The sequence below is a fragment of the Buttiauxella cochleicola genome, assembly GCF_021282405.1.
In the GTDB taxonomy this organism is placed as follows: domain Bacteria; phylum Pseudomonadota; class Gammaproteobacteria; order Enterobacterales; family Enterobacteriaceae; genus Buttiauxella; species Buttiauxella massiliensis.
Genome location: NZ_JAJSOU010000001.1, coordinates 429,759 through 450,581 on the forward strand (window position 1 = coordinate 429,759; position 20,823 = coordinate 450,581).

Genomic DNA, 20,823 nt, shown 5'->3' on the forward strand with positions numbered 1-20,823 from the left:
GACTGCGTGAAACTAGCGGTTTGACACCTGTTTTTGCTTGAATCATTGGCTTTCTTAGGACCATGGTAGGGTTGTGAGACAATCAAATCTAATTCATCTTTTTCATGGCGAGGTATAGTTTAAAACTATGAGATTCACACTGCGGCAGCTTGAGTTTTTCATCGCGCTTGCGCAAACACAGCAAGTTTCCAAAGCGGCATCACGCTGTAATATCTCGCAGTCGTCGATGACGGTCGCCATGCGCAACCTCGAAGCCTCGTTAAACAACCAGCTGTTTTTGCGCCAGCCAAAAGGTATTGAACTCACCGCCGCAGGTGAGCGCTTCCTGCATTACGCCCGTAAGATTATTAATGATAGCCAGCTTGCCATCGACGATTTGCTACACCAACCGCAACTGGAACAAGGCACAGTGAATATTGGCATCGCCAAAACGCTTTCCGCTTATTTGCTTCCGGCGATTATTCTTGAAGTTGAACAGCACTTCCCATTAATGACGATTAATTTCATTGAGGAGAATCCACAGGAATTAACCGAATCATTAAAACTTAAGGATATTGATTTCTCGCTGCTGTTAACCTCAAATATTGCGCACGACAACGCCCTGAAAACAGAAATCTTTATTCGTTCACCACGTCGACTTTGGGCCGCACAAGGCCACCCGCTATTGAACCAGTCCGTCATTCATCTGGCAGATATCGAAAACCAGCCATTCTTGCTACTGGATACTGATGAATATCCTGACGTGATTAAAGAGCACTGGCGCACACGTGGTGGCAGCCCAAATATCTCTTTCACCACCACATCGTTCGAAACGGTGCGCAGTCTGGTCGCAAAAGGAAAGGGTGTGACGATATTGTCGGATCTGGTTTACCGCCCGTGGTCGCTCGAAGGGTTACGCGTGATGCGGCGCAGCATTGCCGACAGCACCACCTACATGGATGTTGGCGCGGTAACGCTTGCTGAATCCTCCCTGAGCGAAACGGCAACAGCAATGCTGACTTATTTGCGCAGGGTGATAACGCGGTTGGGTGAGGAGACATGATAGTGACCTGGAACCAATGCAGATTATTCGAATCAAGCGGATATAAAGCAACATGAAAAGAAGGGTGAATTATAATAACAATAAATATGTGTATATATATATCGCATGACAGTTAATTGATCTGCCATTATCAGCGTGGCATCATATCGGCACAAAAGATATATAGGGCTTACGATGAAAGACGTTATTGACGGTTTTTTGAGGTTTCAGAAAGAAGCATTTCCGCAACGTTCCAAACTCTTCAAAAAACTCGCATCAAATCAAAATCCTAAAACACTTTTTATTTCCTGTTCTGACAGCCGACTGGTTCCTGAATTAGTGACACAGCGTGAACCGGGTGAACTGTTTGTCATTCGAAACGCGGGTAATATTGTGCCACCGTTCGGGCCTGAGCCTGGTGGTGTTTCAGCTTCAGTTGAATATGCGGTGATGGCGCTTGGCGTTCGTGACATCGTGGTTTGCGGGCATTCGGACTGTGGAGCAATGACAGCTGTCGCCAACTGCCAGTGTCTTGACCATATGCCAGCCGTTGCCCACTGGTTACGTTATGCCGATGCTGCAAAAGCCATTAACGAAGCTGAAGAGCATAGCTCAACCCAATCTCGCGTGGACGGCATGGTGCACCAAAACGTGATCGCTCAACTGGGGAATTTACGTACTCACCCTTGTGTTGCGTTAGCGCTTGCGAAGGGCAACATCACGCTTCACGGCTGGGTTTATGATATTGAATCAGGATGTATTGAAGCTTTCGATAGCAAATGCGGTAAATTCATCTCGTTATCAGACAATCCTGGTGTAACGGCGTCTTAATTAGCCATTTATGAAAACTTCCGCCACGGGCAATAACCGGGCGGAAGTTTTCAGTTGGTCTGCTAAACCCTACGCGCAACCAGCGTCAGAATGGAATAGAGCGCCACGGATTGTTTATCCTGGTTCAGCACTTCAACTGCCCACTCCACCACACCAACCGGTCTGTCTTCCGCATTCTTTTGCGGTTTGGCAGTTTTGCGCTTGCACGTCAGCCGCACTTGCAGAGTGTCGCCAATTTTCACCGGTTCGATAAAGCGCAGGTTTTCCATACCGTAGTTGGCAATAACGGGCCCAACACCTGGGTCAACAAAAAGGCCCGCTGCAGCTGATACCACAAAGTAGCCATGTGCTACACGCTCGCCAAAGAACGACTCGGCCGCACCAATTTTATCGACGTGAGCATAAAAATGGTCGCCACTCAGATTGGCGAAGTTGATAATATCAGCCTCTGTAATGGTCCGGCGCGCGGTCAGTAAACTCTCACCGATTTCCAGTTCGTCAAAATGCTTACGGAAAGGGTGAACCGGGCTTTCATGCACCGCCGCTCCGTGACTCCACTGTTTGCTTACCGCCGCCAGCATTGATGGGCTGCCCTGAATCGCCGTGCGCTGCATGTAATGTTTCACTGCTCGCAGGCCACCAAGCTCTTCGCCACCACCAGCGCGACCAGGGCCGCCATGAACCAGCATCGGCAGCGGCGATCCGTGACCTGTAGATTCCACGGATGACTCCTGGTTTAGCACCTGAATGCGCCCGTGAGCGCGGGCGGCCCCCAGAACAAACTGGCGCGCAATATCGCCACTCGCCGTGACCAGCGTTCCCGCAAGGCTACCCTGGCCTGCACGTGCCAGCGCCATCGCGTGTTCTGAATTGTGATAAGGCATCACGGTAGCAACTGGGCCGAACGCTTCCAGTTCATGCACCGCTGGCGTTTCACCTGGATGCTGGCATAGCAATAACGTTGGCGGGAAGAAGGCGCCGGGACGAGAGTTATCCGCTTTGCCACCGATCACAATCTGACAACCAGCGGCAACCAACTGATTCACTTTGCTTTGCACATCGTCACGCTGCTCAAGACTAACCAGTGCGCCCATTTTCACGCCTTCCTGCGCAGGATCGCCGGGTTGGATCTTCTCTAGTTTGGCTTTCAGCGCCTGAATAACATTTTCCAACTGAACCTGTGGGACGATAACACGGCGGATCGCGGTACATTTTTGCCCGGCCTTGGCTGTCATTTCACGCACCACTTCACGGATAAACAACGCGAACTCAGGATGTTCTGGTGTCACGTCTTCGCCCAGCACGCAGCAGTTAAGCGAGTCGGCTTCCATGGTGAAAGGTACAGAGCGGGCAACAATATTTGAATGACAACGTAACTTTTGTCCGGTACTGGCGGAGCCGGTAAAGGTCACAACATCCTGCTCATCAAGCAGTTCAAACAGATTACCTACGCCACCGCAGATAAGGCTGATTGAACCTTCCGGTACTAGTCCAGAATCGACGATGGATTTCACCATTATCTGGGTCAATTGTGCACTGGCGGTACCCGGTTTGATAATGGCTGGCATTCCGGCAAGCCAGGTCGGAGCCAGTTTTTCTAACATGCCCCAACAAGGGAAGTTAAACGCGTTGATGTGCAACGCCACGCCGGATTTCGATGTCAGCACATGGCGGGCGGCAAACCCACCTTGTTTAGAAAGCGGGATCATCTCATCTTCTGGCCACAGCACATCGTCAGGCAGTTCACGGTTTCCCATACCGGCATAGGCGAAAAGGGTGCCGATACCGCCTTCGATATCAACCCAACTGTCAGCGCGGGTCGCACCTGTCTGTGCAGAAACTTCATAAAACGTTTCTTTGTTTGCCAGCAGGTGTTTTGCCACCGCTTTCAACATCGCCGCACGTTGCACAAAGGTCAGAGCGCGTAATGCAGCACCTCCAGACTCGATAGCAAAATGGCGTGCCTGTGCCATATCCAGCCCTTCGCTTGTGACTTGATACAAAGCTTCGCCATTAATTGCATGATTTATCGTACGTTCTTTGCCGTGGCCCATCACCCAATTGCCTGCCAGATAACTTGTTAACTGCTGCATCAAACACCTCGTTAAGCATTACGTTTAATGACACTAATGTTTGATTTGTGAATCATAAAAAGCAAGGTGTAATTTAATAATTTATTAACAATGTGATTAGTGGTCGTTGTCACTGAAATCATATTCATTTGAATAATAAGAGTTTGTGAAAATTTATCGTGATAACGCTCACAAAGCATACGTGTTATTTTTGCTGTTACGCTTAACTTATCTGTAACTTTAACGTATTAAGTGATTCACAAAACCGCATTTAGTGAATTAATTTTGAATCATAAAGGGTGATGCCGTGACAGAACTACGCCGTTTTGATGAGCGAATCGCACAGGAAGTCGCGATTGAACCCCAGGACTGGATGCCGGATGAATATCGCAAGACGCTGATTCGACAGATTGGGCAGCACGCCCATTCTGAGATTGTCGGCATGCTGCCGGAAGGTAACTGGCTGACTCGCGCACCGAGCCTGAAACGCAAAGCAATTTTGCTGGCAAAAGTGCAGGACGAAGCCGGACACGGGCTTTATCTCTACAGCGCGGCGGAAACACTGGGCTGCGCGCGAGAAGACATCTACCAGAAGATGCTCGACGGCAAGATGAAATACTCATCCATCTTTAACTACCCGACGCTGAACTGGGCCGATATCGGTGTGATTGGCTGGCTGGTTGATGGCGCGGCGATCGTAAATCAGGTGGCACTGTGCCGCACGTCATACGGCCCGTATGCCCGCGCCATGGTGAAGATCTGCAAAGAAGAGAGCTTCCATCAACGCCAGGGTTTTGAAGCCTGCATGGTGCTGGCACAGGGTAGCGAAGAGCAGCGCCAGATGTTGCAAGACGCGATCAACCGTTTCTGGTGGCCTGCATTGATGATGTTTGGTCCAAACGACGACAACTCCCCGAACAGCGCCCAAAGCCTTGCATGGAAAATTAAACGATTTGGCAATGATGAACTGCGCCAACGCTTTGTCGACAACACCGTGCCGCAAGTGGAAATGCTCGGCATGACAGTACCGGATAGCGATCTTACGTTCAACGAAGCCACCGGGCATTACGAATTCGGCGAAATCGACTGGCATGAATTTAACGAAGTGATTGCCGGGCGCGGGTTGTGCAACGAAGAGCGTTTGAGCGCCAAGCGCAAAGCGTGGGAAGAGGGTGCATGGGTTCGTGAAGCGGCGCTGGCGTACGCAGAAAAACAGAATTTGTAGGGTGGATAAGCGCTAGCGTCATTCATCATTTACATCAGATATGAAGGATCAATTTATGAGCAATGTTCACTGGCCATTATACGAAGTGTTTATTCGCAGCAAACAAGGATTATCGCACCGCCACGTCGGTAGCCTGCATGCCGCAGACCAACAAATGGCGCTGGAAAACGCCCGTGACGCCTACACACGTAGAGCCGAAGGCTGCTCAATCTGGGTGGTAAAAGCGAGCGAAATCATCGCCTCACAACCCGAAGAGCGCGGCGCCTTCTTTGACCCTGCTGAAACAAAGATTTATCGCCACCCAACATTCTACGCCATCCCTGATGGCATCGAGCACATGTGAGGCGTGACATGACTAATTCCCCGTTAACCACTTATACCTTGCGTCTTGGCGACACTAGCCTGGTGCTGGCACAGAGACTAAGTGCCTGGTGTGGGCATGCACCAGAACTGGAGATTGATCTCGCGCTGGCGAACATCGGCCTGGATTTACTCGGCCAGGCGCGCAATTTCCTGACTTACGCCGCCGAACTTCAGGGCGACCAGTTTGATGAAGACAAACTGGCTTTTGGCCGCGATGAGCGTGAGTTCCACAATTTACTACTGGCAGAACAGCCGAATGGGGATTTTGCCGACACCCTGGCACGCCAGTATCTGCTGGATGCCTGGCATGTCGAACTGTTCAGCCAACTGGCACAAAGCCGCGACCGCCAACTGGCTGCAATTGCCGCGAAAGCCATCAAAGAGGTGCGATACCACCTGCGCTTTAGCCGTGGTTGGTTAGTGCGTCTGGGCAACGGCACTGAAGTTTCTCAGCACAAAATTCAGCAGGCGCTCAACAAACTGTGGCGCTTTAGCGGCGAAATGTTTCATGCCGATGAGCTGGAAATCGAGCTGGCACAGCAGGGAATAGGCGTTGACCCACGCACGCTGAAAGCCGCGTGGGAAGAAGAAGTGTTTGGCGGATTAAGGGATGCAGCACTGGTCAAGCCACAAGAAGCGCAATATCGCACCGGCGGCAAACAGGGGCTTCATACCGAGCATCTTGGCCCGCTGCTGGCAGAAATGCAGTACCTGCAACGCGCATACCCCAATCAGCAATGGTAATGAGGTAAACATGCAAATTCTCGATGTGGTTGAACCGGCGCAGACCCGCGATGTATGGCGCATCCTTGGGCAGATCAGCGACCCGGAAATCCCGGTGCTGACTATCACCGATCTGGGCATGGTGCGCAGCGTTCACCACCGTGATGACGGGTGGCACATCGGTTTCACGCCAACGTATTCCGGCTGCCCGGCAACCGATTTTTTGCTGGCGGCAATTCATGAAGCGATGGAAGACGCGCAGCTGCGCCCGGTGCACATCGAGCAGGTGCTTCATCCAGCATGGACGACCGACTGGATGACGCCATCAGCCAAAACGCGGCTGCGTGAATATGGCATCAGTCCACCGCAGGGCCATGCTTGCCACGCATCATCCGTGAGTGGTGACGTGGTTTGTCCACGCTGCGGCAGTTTGCACACCTCGCTTATCAGCGAATTCGGTTCCACGGCCTGCAAAGCGTTATACCGCTGCGACAGCTGCCGCGAACCCTTTGATTACTTTAAATGTATTTGAGGTAGCCATGACAACGTTTCATTCGCTAAAGGTGGCGCGCATTGAGCAGGAAACTCCTGAAGCGGTGGCCATCACTTTTGAAGTGCCAGGGGAGTTACAGACGCACTTTACTTTCAAACCTGGCCAGCATTTGACCCTAAAAACTCGCCTCGGTGGCGAGGAGTTACGCCGCTGTTATTCCATTTGTCGCGCTGAGCAACCCGGCGAAATCTGTGTGGCGGTCAAAGCCATCGACGGCGGGCGCTTTTCGCAATATGCGGTGAGCGATTTGGTGGCTGGTATGGCGATGGACGTGATGATCCCACAGGGAACATTCGGCTACCAGCCGCAGCCTGAAACAGAGGGTAATTATCTGGCGCTGGCAGTCGGCTCCGGCATTACGCCAATGTTGGCGATTGTCACAGCCACGCTTGCCACCGAAACGAATAGCCGCGTGACTCTGGTTTACGGTAATCGCAGTAGCCGCAGCATGATGTTCCGCCAGGCGCTTGCCGACTTGAAAGACCGTTATCCACAACGCTTGCAACTGATCTACCTGTTCAGCCAGGAAGTGCAGGAAAGTGAGCTGCTCAGCGGGCGATTAGACGGCGCAAAAATCAAAGCACTGGGCGACAACTTGCTCAATTTAAAAGGCTTTAACCGTACCTTTATTTGCGGCCCGCAAAGCATGATGCAAGAAACTGAAGCGGCACTGCTGGAGATGGGCGTCGCAGCTGAAAACATTTTTATCGAGCACTTCAACACGCCAGGCTCTACACCGAGCTTGCGCCGCCGTGAACTGGCGGCAGGTAAAATGGTAACGATTCGCCAGGACGGACGCGACCGCAAAATCACCCTCGACTCCCATGACGAAAGCATTCTCGACGCGGCTTTGCGCCAGGGCGCGGATTTGCCATACGCCTGCAAAGGCGGGGTGTGCGCCACCTGCCGTTGCAAAGTGGTGAGCGGAGAGGTGGAGATGGGTGTCAATTACAGTCTCGAGCCAGATCAACTGGCGGCGGGTTACATCCTTAGTTGCCAGGCGCTGCCGAAAGGTGACGACGTGGTGCTCGACTTTGATGCGCAGGGGCTGTGATGAGCGAACTATTGGTTAGCCTGAACGGGCGCGTACTGACGCTGACGTTAAACCGTCCGCAGGCGCGTAATGCGTTAAACAACTCACTGCTCGAGCAAATTGCCCTGTCACTGGAAAGTGCTCAAAACGACGAAAGTATTGGCACGGTGGTTATTTCCGGCAACGAGCGATTTTTTGCTGCCGGTGCTGACTTAAAGGAGATGGCGAGCCGTGATATGCCCGCCACGCTTAACGATCCAAGGCCACAGCTTTGGGCGCGTATCGAACGTTTTAACAAGCCGTTACTCGCAACTGTAAATGGTTATGCACTAGGCGCAGGGTGCGAGTTGGCGATGTTGTGCGACATCGTAATCGCGGGTGACAACGCACGCTTTGGCCTACCGGAAATCACCCTCGGCATTATGCCTGGTGCGGGTGGCACGCAACGTTTGATTCGTAGTGTCGGCAAAGCGCTGGCCTACAAAATGGTGTTGACGGGCGAAACCATCACCGCGCAGCAGGCGCTACAAGCCGGACTGGTTGCAGATATCTGCCCTGCGGCGTTAACGCTTGAATACAGCGAGAAGCTGGCGGCCCGCATCGCACAACATGCGCCGCTGGCATTACAGGCGGCGAAAACGGCGTTGCGCCAGGCACATGAACTGTCACTCAGCCAGGGCTTAACTCATGAACGGCAGCTTTTCACGCTGCTTGCAGCCACCGAAGACCGCCAGGAAGGCATTGCTGCATTCCTCGAAAAACGACCCGCTGCGTTTAAAGGACGATAACCATGACATTCATTGTTAGCGATGTGCAAAACGGCGTGATGACACTGATTTTAAACCGCCCGGAGCGCCTGAACAGTTTTAATGACGAAATGCACCGCCAGCTTGCCGATGTGCTGACGCAAGTCGAACGTGACGACACCATTCGCTGCCTGCTGATAACTGGCGCGGGCCGTGCGTTTTGTGCCGGACAAGATCTCAATGACCGCAATGTTGACCCAAGCGGAGCTGCACCAGATTTAGGCACTTCGGTTGAGAATTTCTACAACCCGCTGATTAAGCGCCTGGCCGCATTACCAAAACCGGTTATTGCCGCGGTAAACGGTGTCGCCGCAGGGGCCGGGGCAACGCTTGCACTGGGCTGCGATATGGTGATTGCGGCACGTTCGGCAAACTTCATTATGTCTTTTAGCAAATTAGGCCTCGTTCCTGATTGCGGCGGTACCTGGTATTTGCCGCGCCTTGCCGGACGTGCGCGGGCCATGGGGCTGGCGTTACTGGGTGACAAACTTAGCGCCGAGCTAGCCTTGCAGTGGGGCATGATCTGGCAAGTAGTTGATGATGAAGCACTCAACGATACCGCTCGCCAGCTCGCCGTGCATTTTGCCAGCCAGCCAACCTTTGGTCTGGGACTGGTGAAGAAGGCACTGAACGCTTCCGAAACAAATACGCTCTCGCAGCAGTTGGATCTGGAGCGCGATTACCAGCGCCTGGCCGGACGTAGCGAAGATTACCGCGAAGGGGTGTCGGCATTTCTGGCTAAACGCACACCGGTGTTTAAGGGGAAATGATGATGCTGACACCACAATCAATTATTGCCGTGATTGGCGGCGGCACCATGGGGGCTGGCATTGCGCAGGTTGCCGCTCAGGCTGGGCATCAGGTCAGAATTTATGATATTCAACCCGGCGCTGCGGCGCGTGCCATTGACGCAATTGCCACAGCACTGAGTGCCCGCATGGCTAAGGGCAAACTGACGGCGTCCGAAAAGCATGACGTTGAAAGCCGTTTAAACGCCGCACAAAGCATCAGTGAACTGGCGGATGCGGCGCTGGTCATTGAGGCCGCAGCCGAACAAATCGACATCAAACAGGCAATCTTCAAAGAGCTAGCAGAGTTCTGTTCAGCAGAGGCGATTTTTGCCAGCAATACATCGTCGATTTCCATTACTGCGATTGCCAGTGGCATTCCACAACCACAACGCGTGGCAGGGCTGCATTTCTTTAACCCGGCACCAGTAATGAAACTGGTGGAAGTGGTGAGTGGACTGGAAACCGCGCCGGCGGTGCTGGAGAGCCTGACTGAGCTGGCATTGCGCTGGGGGAAACAACCGGTGCGTTGCCACTCAACGCCTGGGTTTATCGTTAACCGCGTGGCGCGCCCATTTTATGCAGAGGCCTGGCGCGCACTGGAGGAACAGGTGGCTCCGGCTGGCGTGATTGATGCGGCGCTGCGCGACTGCGGCGGGTTTCCGATGGGGCCGCTGGCGTTAACTGATTTGATTGGCCAGGACGTGAACTTTGCCGTGACCTGTTCGGTGTTCAACGGTTTCTGGCAAGAGCGCCGCTTTTTACCGTCGCTTATCCAGCAGGAGCTGGTATTTGGTAAGCGCCTTGGCAAGAAAACTGGGCAGGGGGTTTACAGTTGGCCACTCAACGAATCATTACCTTACCAGCCCGTAGAAACCGCTGAGTCATGTGCACAGGACATCCGGCACCATGGTTACGCAGCATGGCTGAACAATCATCATTCTAGTGACAGTGTCACTGATTCTTATCTTGAACTGGACGATGTTCTGGTGCAGGTAACGCAAGGCGAAACAGCGACTCAACTGGCTAAACGCTTGCAGCGCCCGGTAGTGCTGCTTGACCTGGTTAATGATTGGCAGCGCTCGCCATTGATTGTGCTGGCAGCCGCAGCCAGTAACACCGCGCAACAGACCGCCAAAGCGGTTCATTTCTTCCAGCAGCAGGGCAAACAGGTACTGATGATCAATGATTATCCTGGAATGTTGGTCTGGCGCACTGTAGCGATGCTGGCAAACGAAGCGACCGATGCTGCACAAAAGGGTGTCGCCAGTGAAGAGGATATCGACACCGCGATGCGCCTTGGGGGGAATTATCCTCACGGCCCGCTTACGTGGGGGGCTGAACTCGGCTGGCAACAGGTGCTGCGCCTGCTGGAAAATCTGCAACAACATTACGGCGAGGAACGTTACCGCCCAACGTCACTGCTGCGCCAACGCACACTTCTGGAGACACAACATGAGCACTAATGCATGGGCGAATGCCCGGGAAATGTACGCTCGCGACAACTGTGCGCAGCAGATGGAAATTGAGATTCAGGAAATGGGCGAAGGGTTTGCACGCCTGACGATGACCATCACCGACGCGATGCTTAACGGCCACAAAACCTGTCATGGCGGACAACTTTTTACGCTGGCTGATACTGCGTTTGCCTATGCCTGCAACAGTCAAGGTCTGGCAGCTGTGGCTTCCGGCTGCAGTATCGATTTCGTTCGACCTGGAAAAGCAGGTGATGTGCTGACGGCGACAGCTCAGGTGCGTACTCAGGGGAAACAAACCGGCGTCTACGACATTGAAATTATCAATCAGGATGAGAAAACAATCGCCCTGTTTCGCGGGCGTTCGCACCGTATTGGCACAACATTATCCGGAGCCAAATTATGAAAGATGCCTTTATCTGTGACGGGGTACGCACGCCCATTGGCCGTTACGGCGGCGCACTCTCGTCAGTTCGTGCCGATGATCTTGCCGCGATCCCGCTAAAAGAACTGATGGCTCGTTATCCGAACCTTGACTGGAATGCAGTAGACGATGTGATTCTCGGCTGCGCCAACCAGGCAGGGGAAGATAACCGTAACGTGGCGCGAATGGCGACACTCCTCGCCGGGCTGCCACAGGCTATTTCCGGTACCACGATTAACCGGTTATGCGGCTCCGGCCTGGATGCGTTAGGCATGGCGGCGCGTGCCATTAAAGCGGGTGATGCCGAACTGATGATTGCCGGCGGCGTGGAGTCGATGTCACGCGCCCCATTCGTGATGGGCAAGGCCAACACACCGTTTCAGCGCCAGGCGCAAATGTTCGATACCACGATTGGCTGGCGTTTTGTGAACCCGCTCATGGCTGAACACTTTGGTACTGACAGCATGCCAGAAACGGCAGAGAATGTAGCGGAGTTGTTAAATATAAGCCGCGACGATCAAGATGCTTTTGCATGGCGCAGCCAGCAACGTGCACAGCTCGCTCGCGAAAATGGCATTCTGGCGCAGGAAATTGTGCCTGTGCAGCTCAAGGGTAAAAAAGGTGTGGTGACTGAAATTCGCGAAGACGAACATCCGCGCCCGGAAACAACGCTGCAACAACTGAATGAACTGAAAGCGCCATTTCGCCAAAACGGCGTGATTACGGCGGGGAATGCATCCGGTGTTAACGACGGTGCCGCCGCGCTGATTATCGCCAGTGCGTCCGCTGCACAGCGCCACGGTTTAACGCCGAAAACACGCATTGTGGCGATGGCGACCGCAGGCGTTGAGCCGCGATTGATGGGCCTTGGGCCAGTTCCCGCAACCCGCAAGGTGCTGGAGCTCGCAGGGCTTTCCATCAACGATATGGATGTTATCGAACTGAATGAGGCCTTTGCCGCGCAAGCTTTGGGGGTATTACGACAGTTAGGGCTGCCTGACGACACCCCACATGTTAACCCCAACGGCGGTGCGATTGCGTTAGGCCATCCGTTAGGTATGAGTGGAGCCCGACTGGCGCTTGCCGCCAGCCACGAACTTCATCGCCGCAAAGGGCGCTATGCCCTGTGTACGATGTGTATCGGTGTTGGCCAGGGCATTGCCCTGATCCTTGAGCGTGTGAGCTAATCAACCCTGCGAGTATCCTATAATGATAACCTCTACTACAAAGCTGGAACCGATTGAAACCGCGTCAGTTGATGAGCTGCAGGCTTTACAAACGCAGCGAATGAAATGGACTCTTAATCACGCTTATAACAATGTGCCGATGTACAAACGCAAATTTGATGCGGTGGGTGTGCATCCTGATGATTTTAAAGAGCTGAAAGACATTCGGCTTTTTCCCTACACGACTAAACAAGATCTGCGCGACAACTATCCATTCGACACTTTCGCTGTGCCAATGGAGCAGGTTGTACGTATTCATGCCTCATCCGGCACTACCGGGAAACCTACGGTAGTCGGCTACACACAGAAAGATATTGATACCTGGGCCGATATTGTCGCCCGTTCGCTACGTGCGGCTGGCGGTACGCCGAAAGATAAAATTCATATCGCTTATGGTTACGGGCTATTTACCGGCGGGCTGGGCGCGCATTATGGCGCTGAGCGCCTCGGGGCGACCGTTATTCCGATGTCCGGTGGGCAAACTGAGAAGCAGGCGCAACTGATCCGCGATTTTCGCCCTGACATGATTATGGTCACGCCATCATGGTGCCTGAACCTGATTGAAGAGCTGGAGCGCCAGATGGGGGGCGATGCCCGCGATTGTTCGCTGCGCGTCGGTGTATTTGGCGCAGAACCCTGGACCCATGCTATGCGCCGGGAAATTGAACGCCGCCTCGGCATTACCGCGCTGGATATTTACGGTCTGTCAGAAGTGATGGGCCCGGGCGTGGCGATGGAGTGCCTGGAAACCACCGACGGGCCGACAATCTGGGAAGATCATTTCTACCCAGAAATCGTTAACCCGATAAGCGGTGCTGTGCTCGACGATGGCGAGCAGGGCGAGTTGCTGTTCACTACGCTGACCAAAGAAGCGCTGCCGGTGATTCGTTATCGTACTCGCGACCTGACGCGTTTACTGCCAGGAACAGCCCGAACCATGCGACGCATGGACCGCATCACCGGGCGTTCAGACGACATGCTCATCATCCGTGGTGTGAATGTGTTCCCATCGCAGTTGGAAGAGGAAATCGTGAAGTTCGAGCACCTGGCACCACATTACCAATTGGAAGTGCATCGCGATGGCCATCTCGATACGCTGGCAGTGAAAGTTGAGCTCAAAGAGAGCAGTTTGCATTTAAGCCATGAACAGCGTTGTTCCGTATGCCACCAGTTGCGCCACCAAATTAAGTCGATGGTGGGGATTTCAACCGATATCAGCATTGTGAATTGCGGCAGTTTGCCTCGTTCGGAAGGAAAAGCGACTCGCGTTTGTGATTTACGCCAGGCTGCGAACCAATAACAGACAATGGCGGGTGGCACAGCACTTATCCGCCATGCACTCCATAAAAAACTATAAATGCAAAAATGTGAATCACATTGTTAGTGACATAATTTTTATTATCTTTCTTATGCTATGTTTTTGGTAATGAGCTTTAAACACGGAATTTCTGGAAGATGATGAACAACAAACTGGAACAGTTTATAGAGCAGGCGGTCAGTGCCGTTCCTATAAGCGGAACGTCACTGATCGTCTCTTTATACGGTGATGCGCTGGCGCATCGCGGCGGTGAAATCTGGCTCGGAAGCCTTGCCACAATGCTTGAGTCGCTGGGTTTTGGTGAGCGTTTTGTCCGTACTTCACTGTTCAGACTTAATAAAGAGGGCTGGCTGGATGTGGAGCGCGTAGGGCGGCGTAGTTTTTATCGCCTGACAGAAATGGGCCAGCGCATGACTCGCCGGGCGGAAGCGAAAATCTACCGTGCGGGGCAACCTGAATGGGACGGTAAGTGGCTGCTTTTGCTCTCTGAAGGGCTTGAAAAAAGCACGCTGCAACAAGTGAAAAATCAGCTTATCTGGCAAGGGTTTGGCACACTGGCCCCAAGTCTGATGGCATCGCCTTCGCAAAATCTTGCCGATGTACAAAATCTACTGCATGAAGCTGGTGTGGCGGATAACGTTATCTGTTTTGAAGCCAGTTCACCGCTTCAAACTTCCAAAACCGCACTCAAAGCCCGCGTGGAAGAGTGCTGGTTACTCACCGATAAAAACGAGCGTTATGGCGAGTTTATAAACTCGTTTCGCCCGTTGTTGCCGTTATTGCGTGAGGCAGATGCAAGCGAACTTACACCGCTACGTTGCTTCCAGATTCAACTTTTGCTTATCCATTTCTACCGCCGCGTCGTGCTGAAAGACCCATTGCTTCCTGATGAATTACTGCCGCCGCACTGGCTGGGGCAAAGCGCCCGCCAGCTGTGTATCAACATTTATCAGCGTGTTGCACCAGAGGCACTGGCTTTTGTTAGCGAACATGGTGAAACCTCAGTAGGAGACTTGCCACAGCCGGGAAGCGGTTATTTCCAGCGTTTTGGTGGACTCAGCCTGAAGCCGTAAGGAGAAATTATGCCCGTATATCAAATTGATGGACTCATCCCCGTGGTACCTGAAGATAGCTACGTACATCCAACGGCGGTGCTGATTGGTGATGTGATTCTTGGCCATCGCGTGTATATCGGCCCGAATGCCAGTTTACGTGGCGATTTTGGGCGCATCATCGTCAAAGATGGGGCGAATGTACAAGATAACTGTGTGATGCACGGTTTCCCCGAACAGGACACAGTGGTTGAAGAAGACGGGCATATCGGCCACGGTGCAATTCTGCACGGCTGCTTAATTGGCAAAAATGCGCTGGTCGGCATGAATGCGGTGATCCTTGATGGGGCGCAGATCGGTGAGAACAGTATTGTCGGCGCTGCCGCTTTTGTTAAAGCACGGGCCGAGTTTGGCGCCAACCAGATGATCCTCGGCAGTCCGGCAAAAGTGGTTCGCGAGTTGCGAGCGGATGAGATTGAGTGGAAAAAGCACGGAACACGTGAGTATCAGGATCTGGTAATCCGCTGCCAGCAAACGATGCACCAGGTTGAACCGCTGCGCGAAGTTGAGCCAAACCGTCACGAAAAAACGGTTGGTGCGGGTTACAGTGTAAAACCCAACAATTAAGAATAATAGGGAAGTGTAGTCACTTCCCTAACGGTTAAATAAATAGCCTCGGATTATTCCGGGGTTTATTTTTAATTAGCGATAATGATGATGATGCCAGCCGTGGTGATGGCCTCCATCCCTGTAAATACAGCCAGACAGACTCATGATAATTACTATACTACTGATAATTAATGCAAATTTCTTCATGATTAAAACCGTTTCTCACTGTTAACATTACCAGTGATTATCGGTTGATATAAAACTGGAACAACCAGATAAAACTCAATTTCATCCCCTTCACATTCTCCTCAATATTGCTCAATTAATATTCATATCATAATTAAATATAACAAATAATTAATACGGCTGAATTGATATGCTAATCGCTGAACAAAATAAGACTATTTCGATTGGCGTTTTTGAACCGCAGTGGGGATACAAGAAGAGTTGGGCAACGCTGTCTCATGTTGGGAATAAATGAAGCCCAATTTTTTGATGCATTTACGTGAATTCTGCTGCACCGATGTACTGCCAAAACAGCAGAATTCACGTAGCGACGCTATTTTAAAACAAACCCATTTTATTCAATAGGTTATATAGTAGATATTAACTGCCCCAGCGGTTTTTAAGGTAGCTAACGGCTTCCCTGGTCTGTGGCTGGTTAAGATTATTCTCTCTGAACAAAATGGTGCCGCTGATTTGTGGCAAAGATTCGTTCAGATCGAGCTGTTTTTTCAGCTCGGGTACACCACCATTTACAGTCCAGTCCGGCTCTTTCCTGGACGGTTCGCCGATTTTGTAGAGCGCAACGCCAATATAGAGCCGCGTATTTGTTGGTTTCACCACGTCGGCCCACCATTTTGCGAGCACATCATACCGGGCGGCATCTCGCGCGAATGGCCAGTACAACTGCGGGGCGATGTAATCCAATAGGCCCTGTTGCACCCACTTTCGTGTATCAGCAAAAGATTCATCATATGCCGCTGCACCTCTGGTATCGGAACCAGCCGGATCAAATGAACGGTTACGCCATACGCCAGCAGGGCTCACACCAAATTCAACACCCGGCTTTAACTGTTTGATAGTGCGAGAAACTTGTTCAATTAATTGCTGCGTGTTGTGCCGACGCCAGTCCGCTTTTGAATCAAATCCCTGGCCATATTTTTGGAATGTCGGGTTGTCGTTGATGAAGGACCCTGGGGATTCTGTATAGAAGTAGTCATCAAACTGCACGCCATCAACGTCATAACGCGATACCACTTCAGCAACGACGCTGGTAATCCAGTCACGAACTTCCGGAATCCCAGGATCTAATACATAACGATCGCCTGATGTACGAATCCAGTCACGATGCAGCACGAACACGCTCGGTGGCTGGTCCGACAAAGTGTTGTTGAGTTCTGCAACGGTCGACGGTTTGGTATTTGTGGAAACACGGTAAGGGTTAAGCCAGGCGTGAACTTTTATACCGCGCTTGTGTGCTTCATCGAGCATAAATTGCAGTGGGTCGTAACCTGGATCTTCACCAATTTTTCCCGTCAGTACATCTGACCATGGCAAAATTTTTGATTGCCAAAGCGCTGTGGCATCGGGTTTGATCTGGAAAAATACGGTATTAATTCCAAGACTTTTCAGATTATCTAATTTGTTTTTTAGCGCTTGCTGTTGCTGGCTAACGCGAGTGGAAGCGTTGTTGGGATTTACTGATGCAACAGGGGGCCAATCAAGACGAGATACTGTTGCGAGCCATACGCCTCGTACTGGTTCTTTATTTTGCGAAGGCGATGCCGGATGCGTCTGTTTAGTCACTGGGGTCACGAGTGAGACCGGTGGTTTTGAAGAACAGCTGGCAAGTAACATAGCGGCGATAACAAAGGCGCCTGACGTTTTCACTTTTCTTGTCATAAGCGGAAAGCTACGAGAGCGGCTGATGGTAGACTCCATTTTTTCGGCACATAGTCAGGAACGAATATTCTCTTCTGATTCGCATTTAAGTCAATGATGTAGATTATGTTAATTAGCATCGGGAAGACTATACCCGAGAAACTTCGAGATGCAGGTAGGCGGCAAACGAACAAATCCCGATGAGCTTACTGAAGTAAGTGATTCGGGTGAGTGAGTGTAGCCAACACCCCTGCATTTTGAAGGGCGACGGGTATATATAGAAGAAAAAATAGTAGCGAGTGGCACTATGGCCACTCGCCTTAAATAGGATGGCATCAGTACTCCTTGAACGCCAGTTCCAGACGAGCAATTAATGGCTTGAACAGATAGCTCAAGAATGTTCGCTCTCCGGTTTTAATCGTCACACTTGCCGGCATGCCCGCTTTAATTTTGTAGTCGCCCAACAAACGCACACCTTCTGTAGAGACCTGAACTTCGGCAAGGTAATAGGGCTGCTGTGTGGCCTCATCGATTAACCGGTCAGCCGAAATAGTTAACACGCGCGCAGGAACTGACGGTAATAAAGCATGGTTAAGGGCAGGGAACAGCACATCAACCGTCAACCCGGGAACCAGTTTATCAATGGCATGTACCGGTATTTTTGCATCTATTTGCAGAGGTTGCCCGGCGGCAACAATATCCATTAAATGTTCTCCTGGCTGAATAATGCCGCCCACAGTACTGACTTTTACATCCAGAACGATGCCATCAATAGGTGAACGAATCTCCGTATTATCCAGTTCATGCCGAGTTGAAACTAACTCATCTTCAAGCATGGAGACTTCTTTTTGCTTTTCCGTAAGCTCTGATTCTACTTCCCGCAGATATTGATGACGTACCTGATACGCTTTGATCTTCAGTTCATTTTGCTGTGACTTTAATTTTGCGATATTCAGAATATCTTCTGAAACGCTACCTGATATTTCAGCAGCCTCACGCTCAAGCACCAGCAATTGTGCTTTAGGGTAATAGTTTTTTTCACTTAGCGCTCTTATGGCACCTAACTCTCTGTTAATCAGGCTGAACTGGTGGTCACGATAGCCCTTTATTTTATTTAGATTGTTAGTCTGCTCAATAAGGCCATCAAGCGTCTCCTGAATCATTGATAATTCATCCTGGATATTTTTTCTGCGTGTATCGAATAACTTTTCTTGCAGATTTCTGACCTCAATCAGGCGTTTATTATCAGCAAATTTTTGTGTCAATGTATTATCAAAAGCAATGGTTTCCAGGCCGCCTCGTTCTGCCAGCAAACGGTCTTCAATACTTTTTGCTGACATATATTGTGCATTTAACGTGCTGTAACGCATGCCAAGTTGCATTTTATCCAGCCGTACTAACACCTGGTTTTTTTTAACCAGGTCGCCTTCTTTAATAAAGATATCGGTGACTCGCCCACCGCTTAAATGCTGAATAGTTTTACGGTGGCTTGAAACTGTCACCGTCCCGTCAGCCACCACACCAGCATCTAAAGGAGCCTGTACCGCCCATAATAAGAAACCACCAACGCCAAGTGTTATAACGATGATCCCTCGCAGTATTGGAGGCCATATATTGGTATCAACGCTGCCGGAACCGGGGGTTTGCGCGTCTTTATTATTCTTTTTCATCATCAGGCCTCTCGTTGCTGTTCAGTACTTGATGGAGAGGAGGCCGCTACCGGTTTTAATATATTGGCCTGCCGTAGATTGGCAAAAACCTGGTCGCGGGTGCCGAACTCTTGCATGGCTCCGTCATTGAGCAGTAAGACTTTATTGACCACGCCAAGCAGCGTCGGCCGGTGCGAGATAATGACGGTGGTTTGGCCTTGGGTGCGCAGCGTATTTATCGCTTTGACGAGGGCAAACTCACCAGCATCATCCAGATTAGCGTTTGGCTCATCCAGCACGATGAATGCAGGATTGTTATAGACCGCACGCGCCAACCCTACTCGTTGCCGTTGCCCACCTGACAACTGGTGCCCGCCTGCACCCAGAGGCGTGTCGTAGCCTTGGGGGAGACGTAGGATCATGTCATGCACGCCAGCCAAAGTTGCGGCAGCGACGATAAGTTCGCTATCGTTTTCAGCAAAACGGGCAATATTTTGCGCGATGCTGCCGTCGAATAATTCAACATCTTGTGGGAGATAACCGATGGATGGACCAAGCAACTCTTTATCCCACTGGCAAATATCTGCGCCGTCAAGGCGAACTTTACCGGATAAAGGTTTCCAGACGCCGACCAGTAACTTCGCTAGTGAGGTTTTCCCTGAGGCCGAAGGGCCAATAATACCCAGCACTTCACCTTTCTCGAGTTGAAATGAGATATTACGTAGCAGTGGAGCATGTTGGCCTGGTGCTGCGGCAAAAACACTTTCAACACTAATATTTCCTTTAGGGCGTGGCAGGGTTAGGACCTCTTTGGGCACCGGATACTCCTTCAGCAGTGTTGATATCTGATGCCATGCGCTACGAAATTGTACAAACTGCTTCCAGCTTCCGATGATTTGTTCTACCGGGTTAAGTACGCGCCCTAGAATGATAGAAGCGGCAATCATCAGCCCTGGGGTAATTTGGCCTCCGATCACCAGTAAAGCCCCGGCTCCCAGCGCAATAGATTGCAGCAGCACACGCACAAAGCGGCTTAAACTGTTTAACCCGGCTGTTTTATCGGCAATCTGCGTTTGTAATACCAACACTTTGTCATGCTGTTCCCCCCAGTGGAGTTTTAGGGTGGAAAGCATTCCCATCGCTTCTATAGTGTCGGAGTTTTGTAATTGCTTATTGAGTTTGCTGGCGTTATTGATGGTTAACGCATGTGCTTGCTGAATAGGGCGTTTAGTCGAAAATTCCGAAACCAGGGTCAGGATAAATAATATTGTTATGCCTCCCAAAGAGAGGTATCCCAACAGTGGGTGGACAAGAAAGGCAATAAATAAATATACCGGTGTCCAGGGGATATCCAGCAGCGCAAATAAACTACTACCGGAAAGAAACTGACGAATTTGGTCCAACTCGGCTAACGCCTGGGCAGGGTTACTATCGCCTGTAGCAACTTTTCGTTTAAATGCAGCATTAAAAACTAACTTATTCATTTTGACATCGAGCCGATTGCCAAGCCTGATCATAACGCTTGAACGGGCCGATTCAATCATCGCAATAACGATGTATATACCGACAATAAGTAACGTCAACATCAATAAAGTCGTCGTGTTTTTACTGACCAAAACACGGTCATAGACCTGCAGCATATATATTGCCGGCGCCAGCATAAGCATGTTAATTACACAACTAAAAAACAATAACATTATAAAGGTCGGTTTAGTCCCCTTTAATGCACTCTTCAGTTCTGTTGGCGTATGCTGGCGCGACATAGTCTTCT

At 51.2% G+C, this 20,823-nt stretch carries 19 protein-coding genes; 15 read left to right on the forward strand and 4 right to left on the reverse strand.

Features of this window, described 5'->3' with window-relative positions; genetic code table 11:
- Positions 1-127: 127 nt before the first annotated feature.
- The gene (locus LVQ79_RS02015; protein WP_232863717.1) at positions 128-1,042 is read left to right on the forward strand and encodes a LysR substrate-binding domain-containing protein; all 915 of its coding nucleotides are present in this window, start codon (positions 128-130) and stop codon (positions 1,040-1,042) included.
- Between the two features lie 174 nt (positions 1,043-1,216).
- Positions 1,217-1,852: a carbonic anhydrase gene (locus LVQ79_RS02020; RefSeq protein WP_064518959.1), complete on the forward strand. Its 636-nt coding sequence runs from the start codon at positions 1,217-1,219 to the stop codon at positions 1,850-1,852.
- A 62-nt stretch (positions 1,853-1,914) separates the two neighbouring features.
- On the opposite strand, the gene paaZ is transcribed toward LVQ79_RS02020, so the two are convergent.
- Positions 1,915-3,945 carry a phenylacetic acid degradation bifunctional protein PaaZ gene (paaZ, locus tag LVQ79_RS02025; RefSeq protein ID WP_232863718.1) on the reverse strand — a complete coding sequence of 677 codons (2,031 nt, stop codon included), beginning with the start codon at positions 3,943-3,945 and terminating at the stop codon, positions 1,915-1,917.
- 286 nt (positions 3,946-4,231) lie between these two features.
- Here paaZ and paaA point away from each other — a divergent pair, with 286 nt between their 5' ends.
- The 13 genes from paaA to paaY all read left to right on the forward strand — a co-directional run bounded on the left by paaA (position 4,232) and on the right by paaY (position 15,537).
- Entirely contained in the window at positions 4,232-5,149 is a 918-nt protein-coding gene (gene paaA / locus LVQ79_RS02030) for a 1,2-phenylacetyl-CoA epoxidase subunit PaaA (RefSeq protein ID WP_232863719.1), read from the forward strand.
- Between the two features lie 55 nt (positions 5,150-5,204).
- Positions 5,205-5,492 carry a 1,2-phenylacetyl-CoA epoxidase subunit PaaB gene (gene paaB, locus LVQ79_RS02035; protein WP_232863720.1) on the forward strand — a complete coding sequence of 96 codons (288 nt, stop codon included), beginning with the start codon at positions 5,205-5,207 and terminating at the stop codon, positions 5,490-5,492.
- 8 nt (positions 5,493-5,500) lie between these two features.
- Entirely contained in the window at positions 5,501-6,256 is a 756-nt protein-coding gene (gene paaC, locus LVQ79_RS02040) for a 1,2-phenylacetyl-CoA epoxidase subunit PaaC (RefSeq protein ID WP_232863721.1), read from the forward strand.
- Positions 6,257-6,266: 10 nt separating this feature from the next.
- Complete coding sequence (gene paaD / locus LVQ79_RS02045; protein WP_232863722.1) at positions 6,267-6,767, forward strand: 1,2-phenylacetyl-CoA epoxidase subunit PaaD; 501 nt, start codon at positions 6,267-6,269, stop codon at positions 6,765-6,767.
- Between the two features lie 7 nt (positions 6,768-6,774).
- Positions 6,775-7,842: a 1,2-phenylacetyl-CoA epoxidase subunit PaaE gene (paaE, locus tag LVQ79_RS02050; protein WP_232863723.1), complete on the forward strand. Its 1,068-nt coding sequence runs from the start codon at positions 6,775-6,777 to the stop codon at positions 7,840-7,842.
- The gene (gene paaF / locus LVQ79_RS02055; protein WP_232863724.1) at positions 7,842-8,609 is read left to right on the forward strand and encodes a 2,3-dehydroadipyl-CoA hydratase PaaF; all 768 of its coding nucleotides are present in this window, start codon (positions 7,842-7,844) and stop codon (positions 8,607-8,609) included. The genes paaE and paaF overlap by 1 nt, the downstream gene beginning before the upstream one ends.
- A 2-nt stretch (positions 8,610-8,611) precedes the next feature.
- Entirely contained in the window at positions 8,612-9,397 is a 786-nt protein-coding gene (paaG, locus tag LVQ79_RS02060) for a 2-(1,2-epoxy-1,2-dihydrophenyl)acetyl-CoA isomerase PaaG (protein WP_232863725.1), read from the forward strand.
- Positions 9,397-10,881, forward strand: coding sequence for a 3-hydroxyacyl-CoA dehydrogenase PaaH (gene paaH, locus LVQ79_RS02065; RefSeq protein WP_232863726.1), 1,485 nt, complete (start codon positions 9,397-9,399; stop codon positions 10,879-10,881). Before paaG ends, paaH begins: the two co-directional genes overlap by 1 nt.
- The gene (gene paaI / locus LVQ79_RS02070) at positions 10,871-11,296 is read left to right on the forward strand and encodes a hydroxyphenylacetyl-CoA thioesterase PaaI (RefSeq protein WP_232863727.1); all 426 of its coding nucleotides are present in this window, start codon (positions 10,871-10,873) and stop codon (positions 11,294-11,296) included. The genes paaH and paaI overlap by 11 nt, the downstream gene beginning before the upstream one ends.
- A complete protein-coding gene (gene pcaF / locus LVQ79_RS02075) occupies positions 11,293-12,501 on the forward strand; it encodes a 3-oxoadipyl-CoA thiolase (RefSeq protein ID WP_232863728.1) in 1,209 nt (402 codons plus the stop codon). The genes paaI and pcaF overlap by 4 nt, the downstream gene beginning before the upstream one ends.
- Before the next feature lie 22 nt (positions 12,502-12,523).
- Positions 12,524-13,840: a phenylacetate--CoA ligase PaaK gene (paaK, locus tag LVQ79_RS02080; protein ID WP_232863729.1), complete on the forward strand. Its 1,317-nt coding sequence runs from the start codon at positions 12,524-12,526 to the stop codon at positions 13,838-13,840.
- Between the two features lie 158 nt (positions 13,841-13,998).
- Positions 13,999-14,931 (forward strand): phenylacetic acid degradation operon negative regulatory protein PaaX, encoded by a 933-nt coding sequence (gene paaX / locus LVQ79_RS02085; protein ID WP_232863759.1) that lies wholly within the window; start codon positions 13,999-14,001, stop codon positions 14,929-14,931.
- A 9-nt stretch (positions 14,932-14,940) separates the two neighbouring features.
- Entirely contained in the window at positions 14,941-15,537 is a 597-nt protein-coding gene (gene paaY / locus LVQ79_RS02090) for a phenylacetic acid degradation protein PaaY (protein ID WP_232863730.1), read from the forward strand.
- Between the two features lie 588 nt (positions 15,538-16,125).
- On the opposite strand, the gene LVQ79_RS02095 is transcribed toward paaY, so the two are convergent.
- The 3 genes from LVQ79_RS02095 to LVQ79_RS02105 all read right to left on the reverse strand — a co-directional run bounded on the left by LVQ79_RS02095 (position 16,126) and on the right by LVQ79_RS02105 (position 20,815).
- The gene (locus tag LVQ79_RS02095) at positions 16,126-17,424 is read right to left on the reverse strand and encodes a glycoside hydrolase family 10-like protein (RefSeq protein ID WP_232863731.1); all 1,299 of its coding nucleotides are present in this window, start codon (positions 17,422-17,424) and stop codon (positions 16,126-16,128) included.
- Positions 17,425-17,738: 314 nt separating this feature from the next.
- Positions 17,739-19,076 (reverse strand): HlyD family type I secretion periplasmic adaptor subunit, encoded by a 1,338-nt coding sequence (locus LVQ79_RS02100; protein ID WP_232863732.1) that lies wholly within the window; start codon positions 19,074-19,076, stop codon positions 17,739-17,741.
- Positions 19,076-20,815: a type I secretion system permease/ATPase gene (locus LVQ79_RS02105; RefSeq protein WP_232863733.1), complete on the reverse strand. Its 1,740-nt coding sequence runs from the start codon at positions 20,813-20,815 to the stop codon at positions 19,076-19,078. Before LVQ79_RS02105 ends, LVQ79_RS02100 begins: the two co-directional genes overlap by 1 nt.
- Between the last annotated feature and the right edge of the window lie 8 nt (positions 20,816-20,823).

Excerpts from the sequence above, each read along its gene's own strand:
- LVQ79_RS02015 (WP_232863717.1), top strand. The coding sequence starts at position 128 with ATGAGATTCACACTGCGGCAGCTTGAGTTTTTCATCGCGCTTGCGCAA.
- LVQ79_RS02020 (WP_064518959.1), top strand. The coding sequence starts at position 1,217 with ATGAAAGACGTTATTGACGGTTTTTTGAGGTTTCAGAAAGAAGCATTT.
- paaZ (WP_232863718.1), bottom strand. The coding sequence starts at position 3,945 with ATGCAGCAGTTAACAAGTTATCTGGCAGGCAATTGGGTGATGGGCCAC.
- paaB (WP_232863720.1), top strand. The coding sequence starts at position 5,205 with ATGAGCAATGTTCACTGGCCATTATACGAAGTGTTTATTCGCAGCAAA.
- paaC (WP_232863721.1), top strand. The coding sequence starts at position 5,501 with ATGACTAATTCCCCGTTAACCACTTATACCTTGCGTCTTGGCGACACT.
- paaD (WP_232863722.1), top strand. The coding sequence starts at position 6,267 with ATGCAAATTCTCGATGTGGTTGAACCGGCGCAGACCCGCGATGTATGG.
- paaE (WP_232863723.1), top strand. The coding sequence starts at position 6,775 with ATGACAACGTTTCATTCGCTAAAGGTGGCGCGCATTGAGCAGGAAACT.
- paaF (WP_232863724.1), top strand. The coding sequence starts at position 7,842 with ATGAGCGAACTATTGGTTAGCCTGAACGGGCGCGTACTGACGCTGACG.
- paaG (WP_232863725.1), top strand. The coding sequence starts at position 8,612 with ATGACATTCATTGTTAGCGATGTGCAAAACGGCGTGATGACACTGATT.
- paaH (WP_232863726.1), top strand. The coding sequence starts at position 9,397 with ATGATGCTGACACCACAATCAATTATTGCCGTGATTGGCGGCGGCACC.
- paaI (WP_232863727.1), top strand. The coding sequence starts at position 10,871 with ATGAGCACTAATGCATGGGCGAATGCCCGGGAAATGTACGCTCGCGAC.
- pcaF (WP_232863728.1), top strand. The coding sequence starts at position 11,293 with ATGAAAGATGCCTTTATCTGTGACGGGGTACGCACGCCCATTGGCCGT.
- paaK (WP_232863729.1), top strand. The coding sequence starts at position 12,524 with ATGATAACCTCTACTACAAAGCTGGAACCGATTGAAACCGCGTCAGTT.
- paaX (WP_232863759.1), top strand. The coding sequence starts at position 13,999 with ATGAACAACAAACTGGAACAGTTTATAGAGCAGGCGGTCAGTGCCGTT.
- paaY (WP_232863730.1), top strand. The coding sequence starts at position 14,941 with ATGCCCGTATATCAAATTGATGGACTCATCCCCGTGGTACCTGAAGAT.
- LVQ79_RS02095 (WP_232863731.1), bottom strand. The coding sequence starts at position 17,424 with ATGACAAGAAAAGTGAAAACGTCAGGCGCCTTTGTTATCGCCGCTATG.
- LVQ79_RS02100 (WP_232863732.1), bottom strand. The coding sequence starts at position 19,076 with ATGATGAAAAAGAATAATAAAGACGCGCAAACCCCCGGTTCCGGCAGC.
- LVQ79_RS02105 (WP_232863733.1), bottom strand. The coding sequence starts at position 20,815 with ATGTCGCGCCAGCATACGCCAACAGAACTGAAGAGTGCATTAAAGGGG.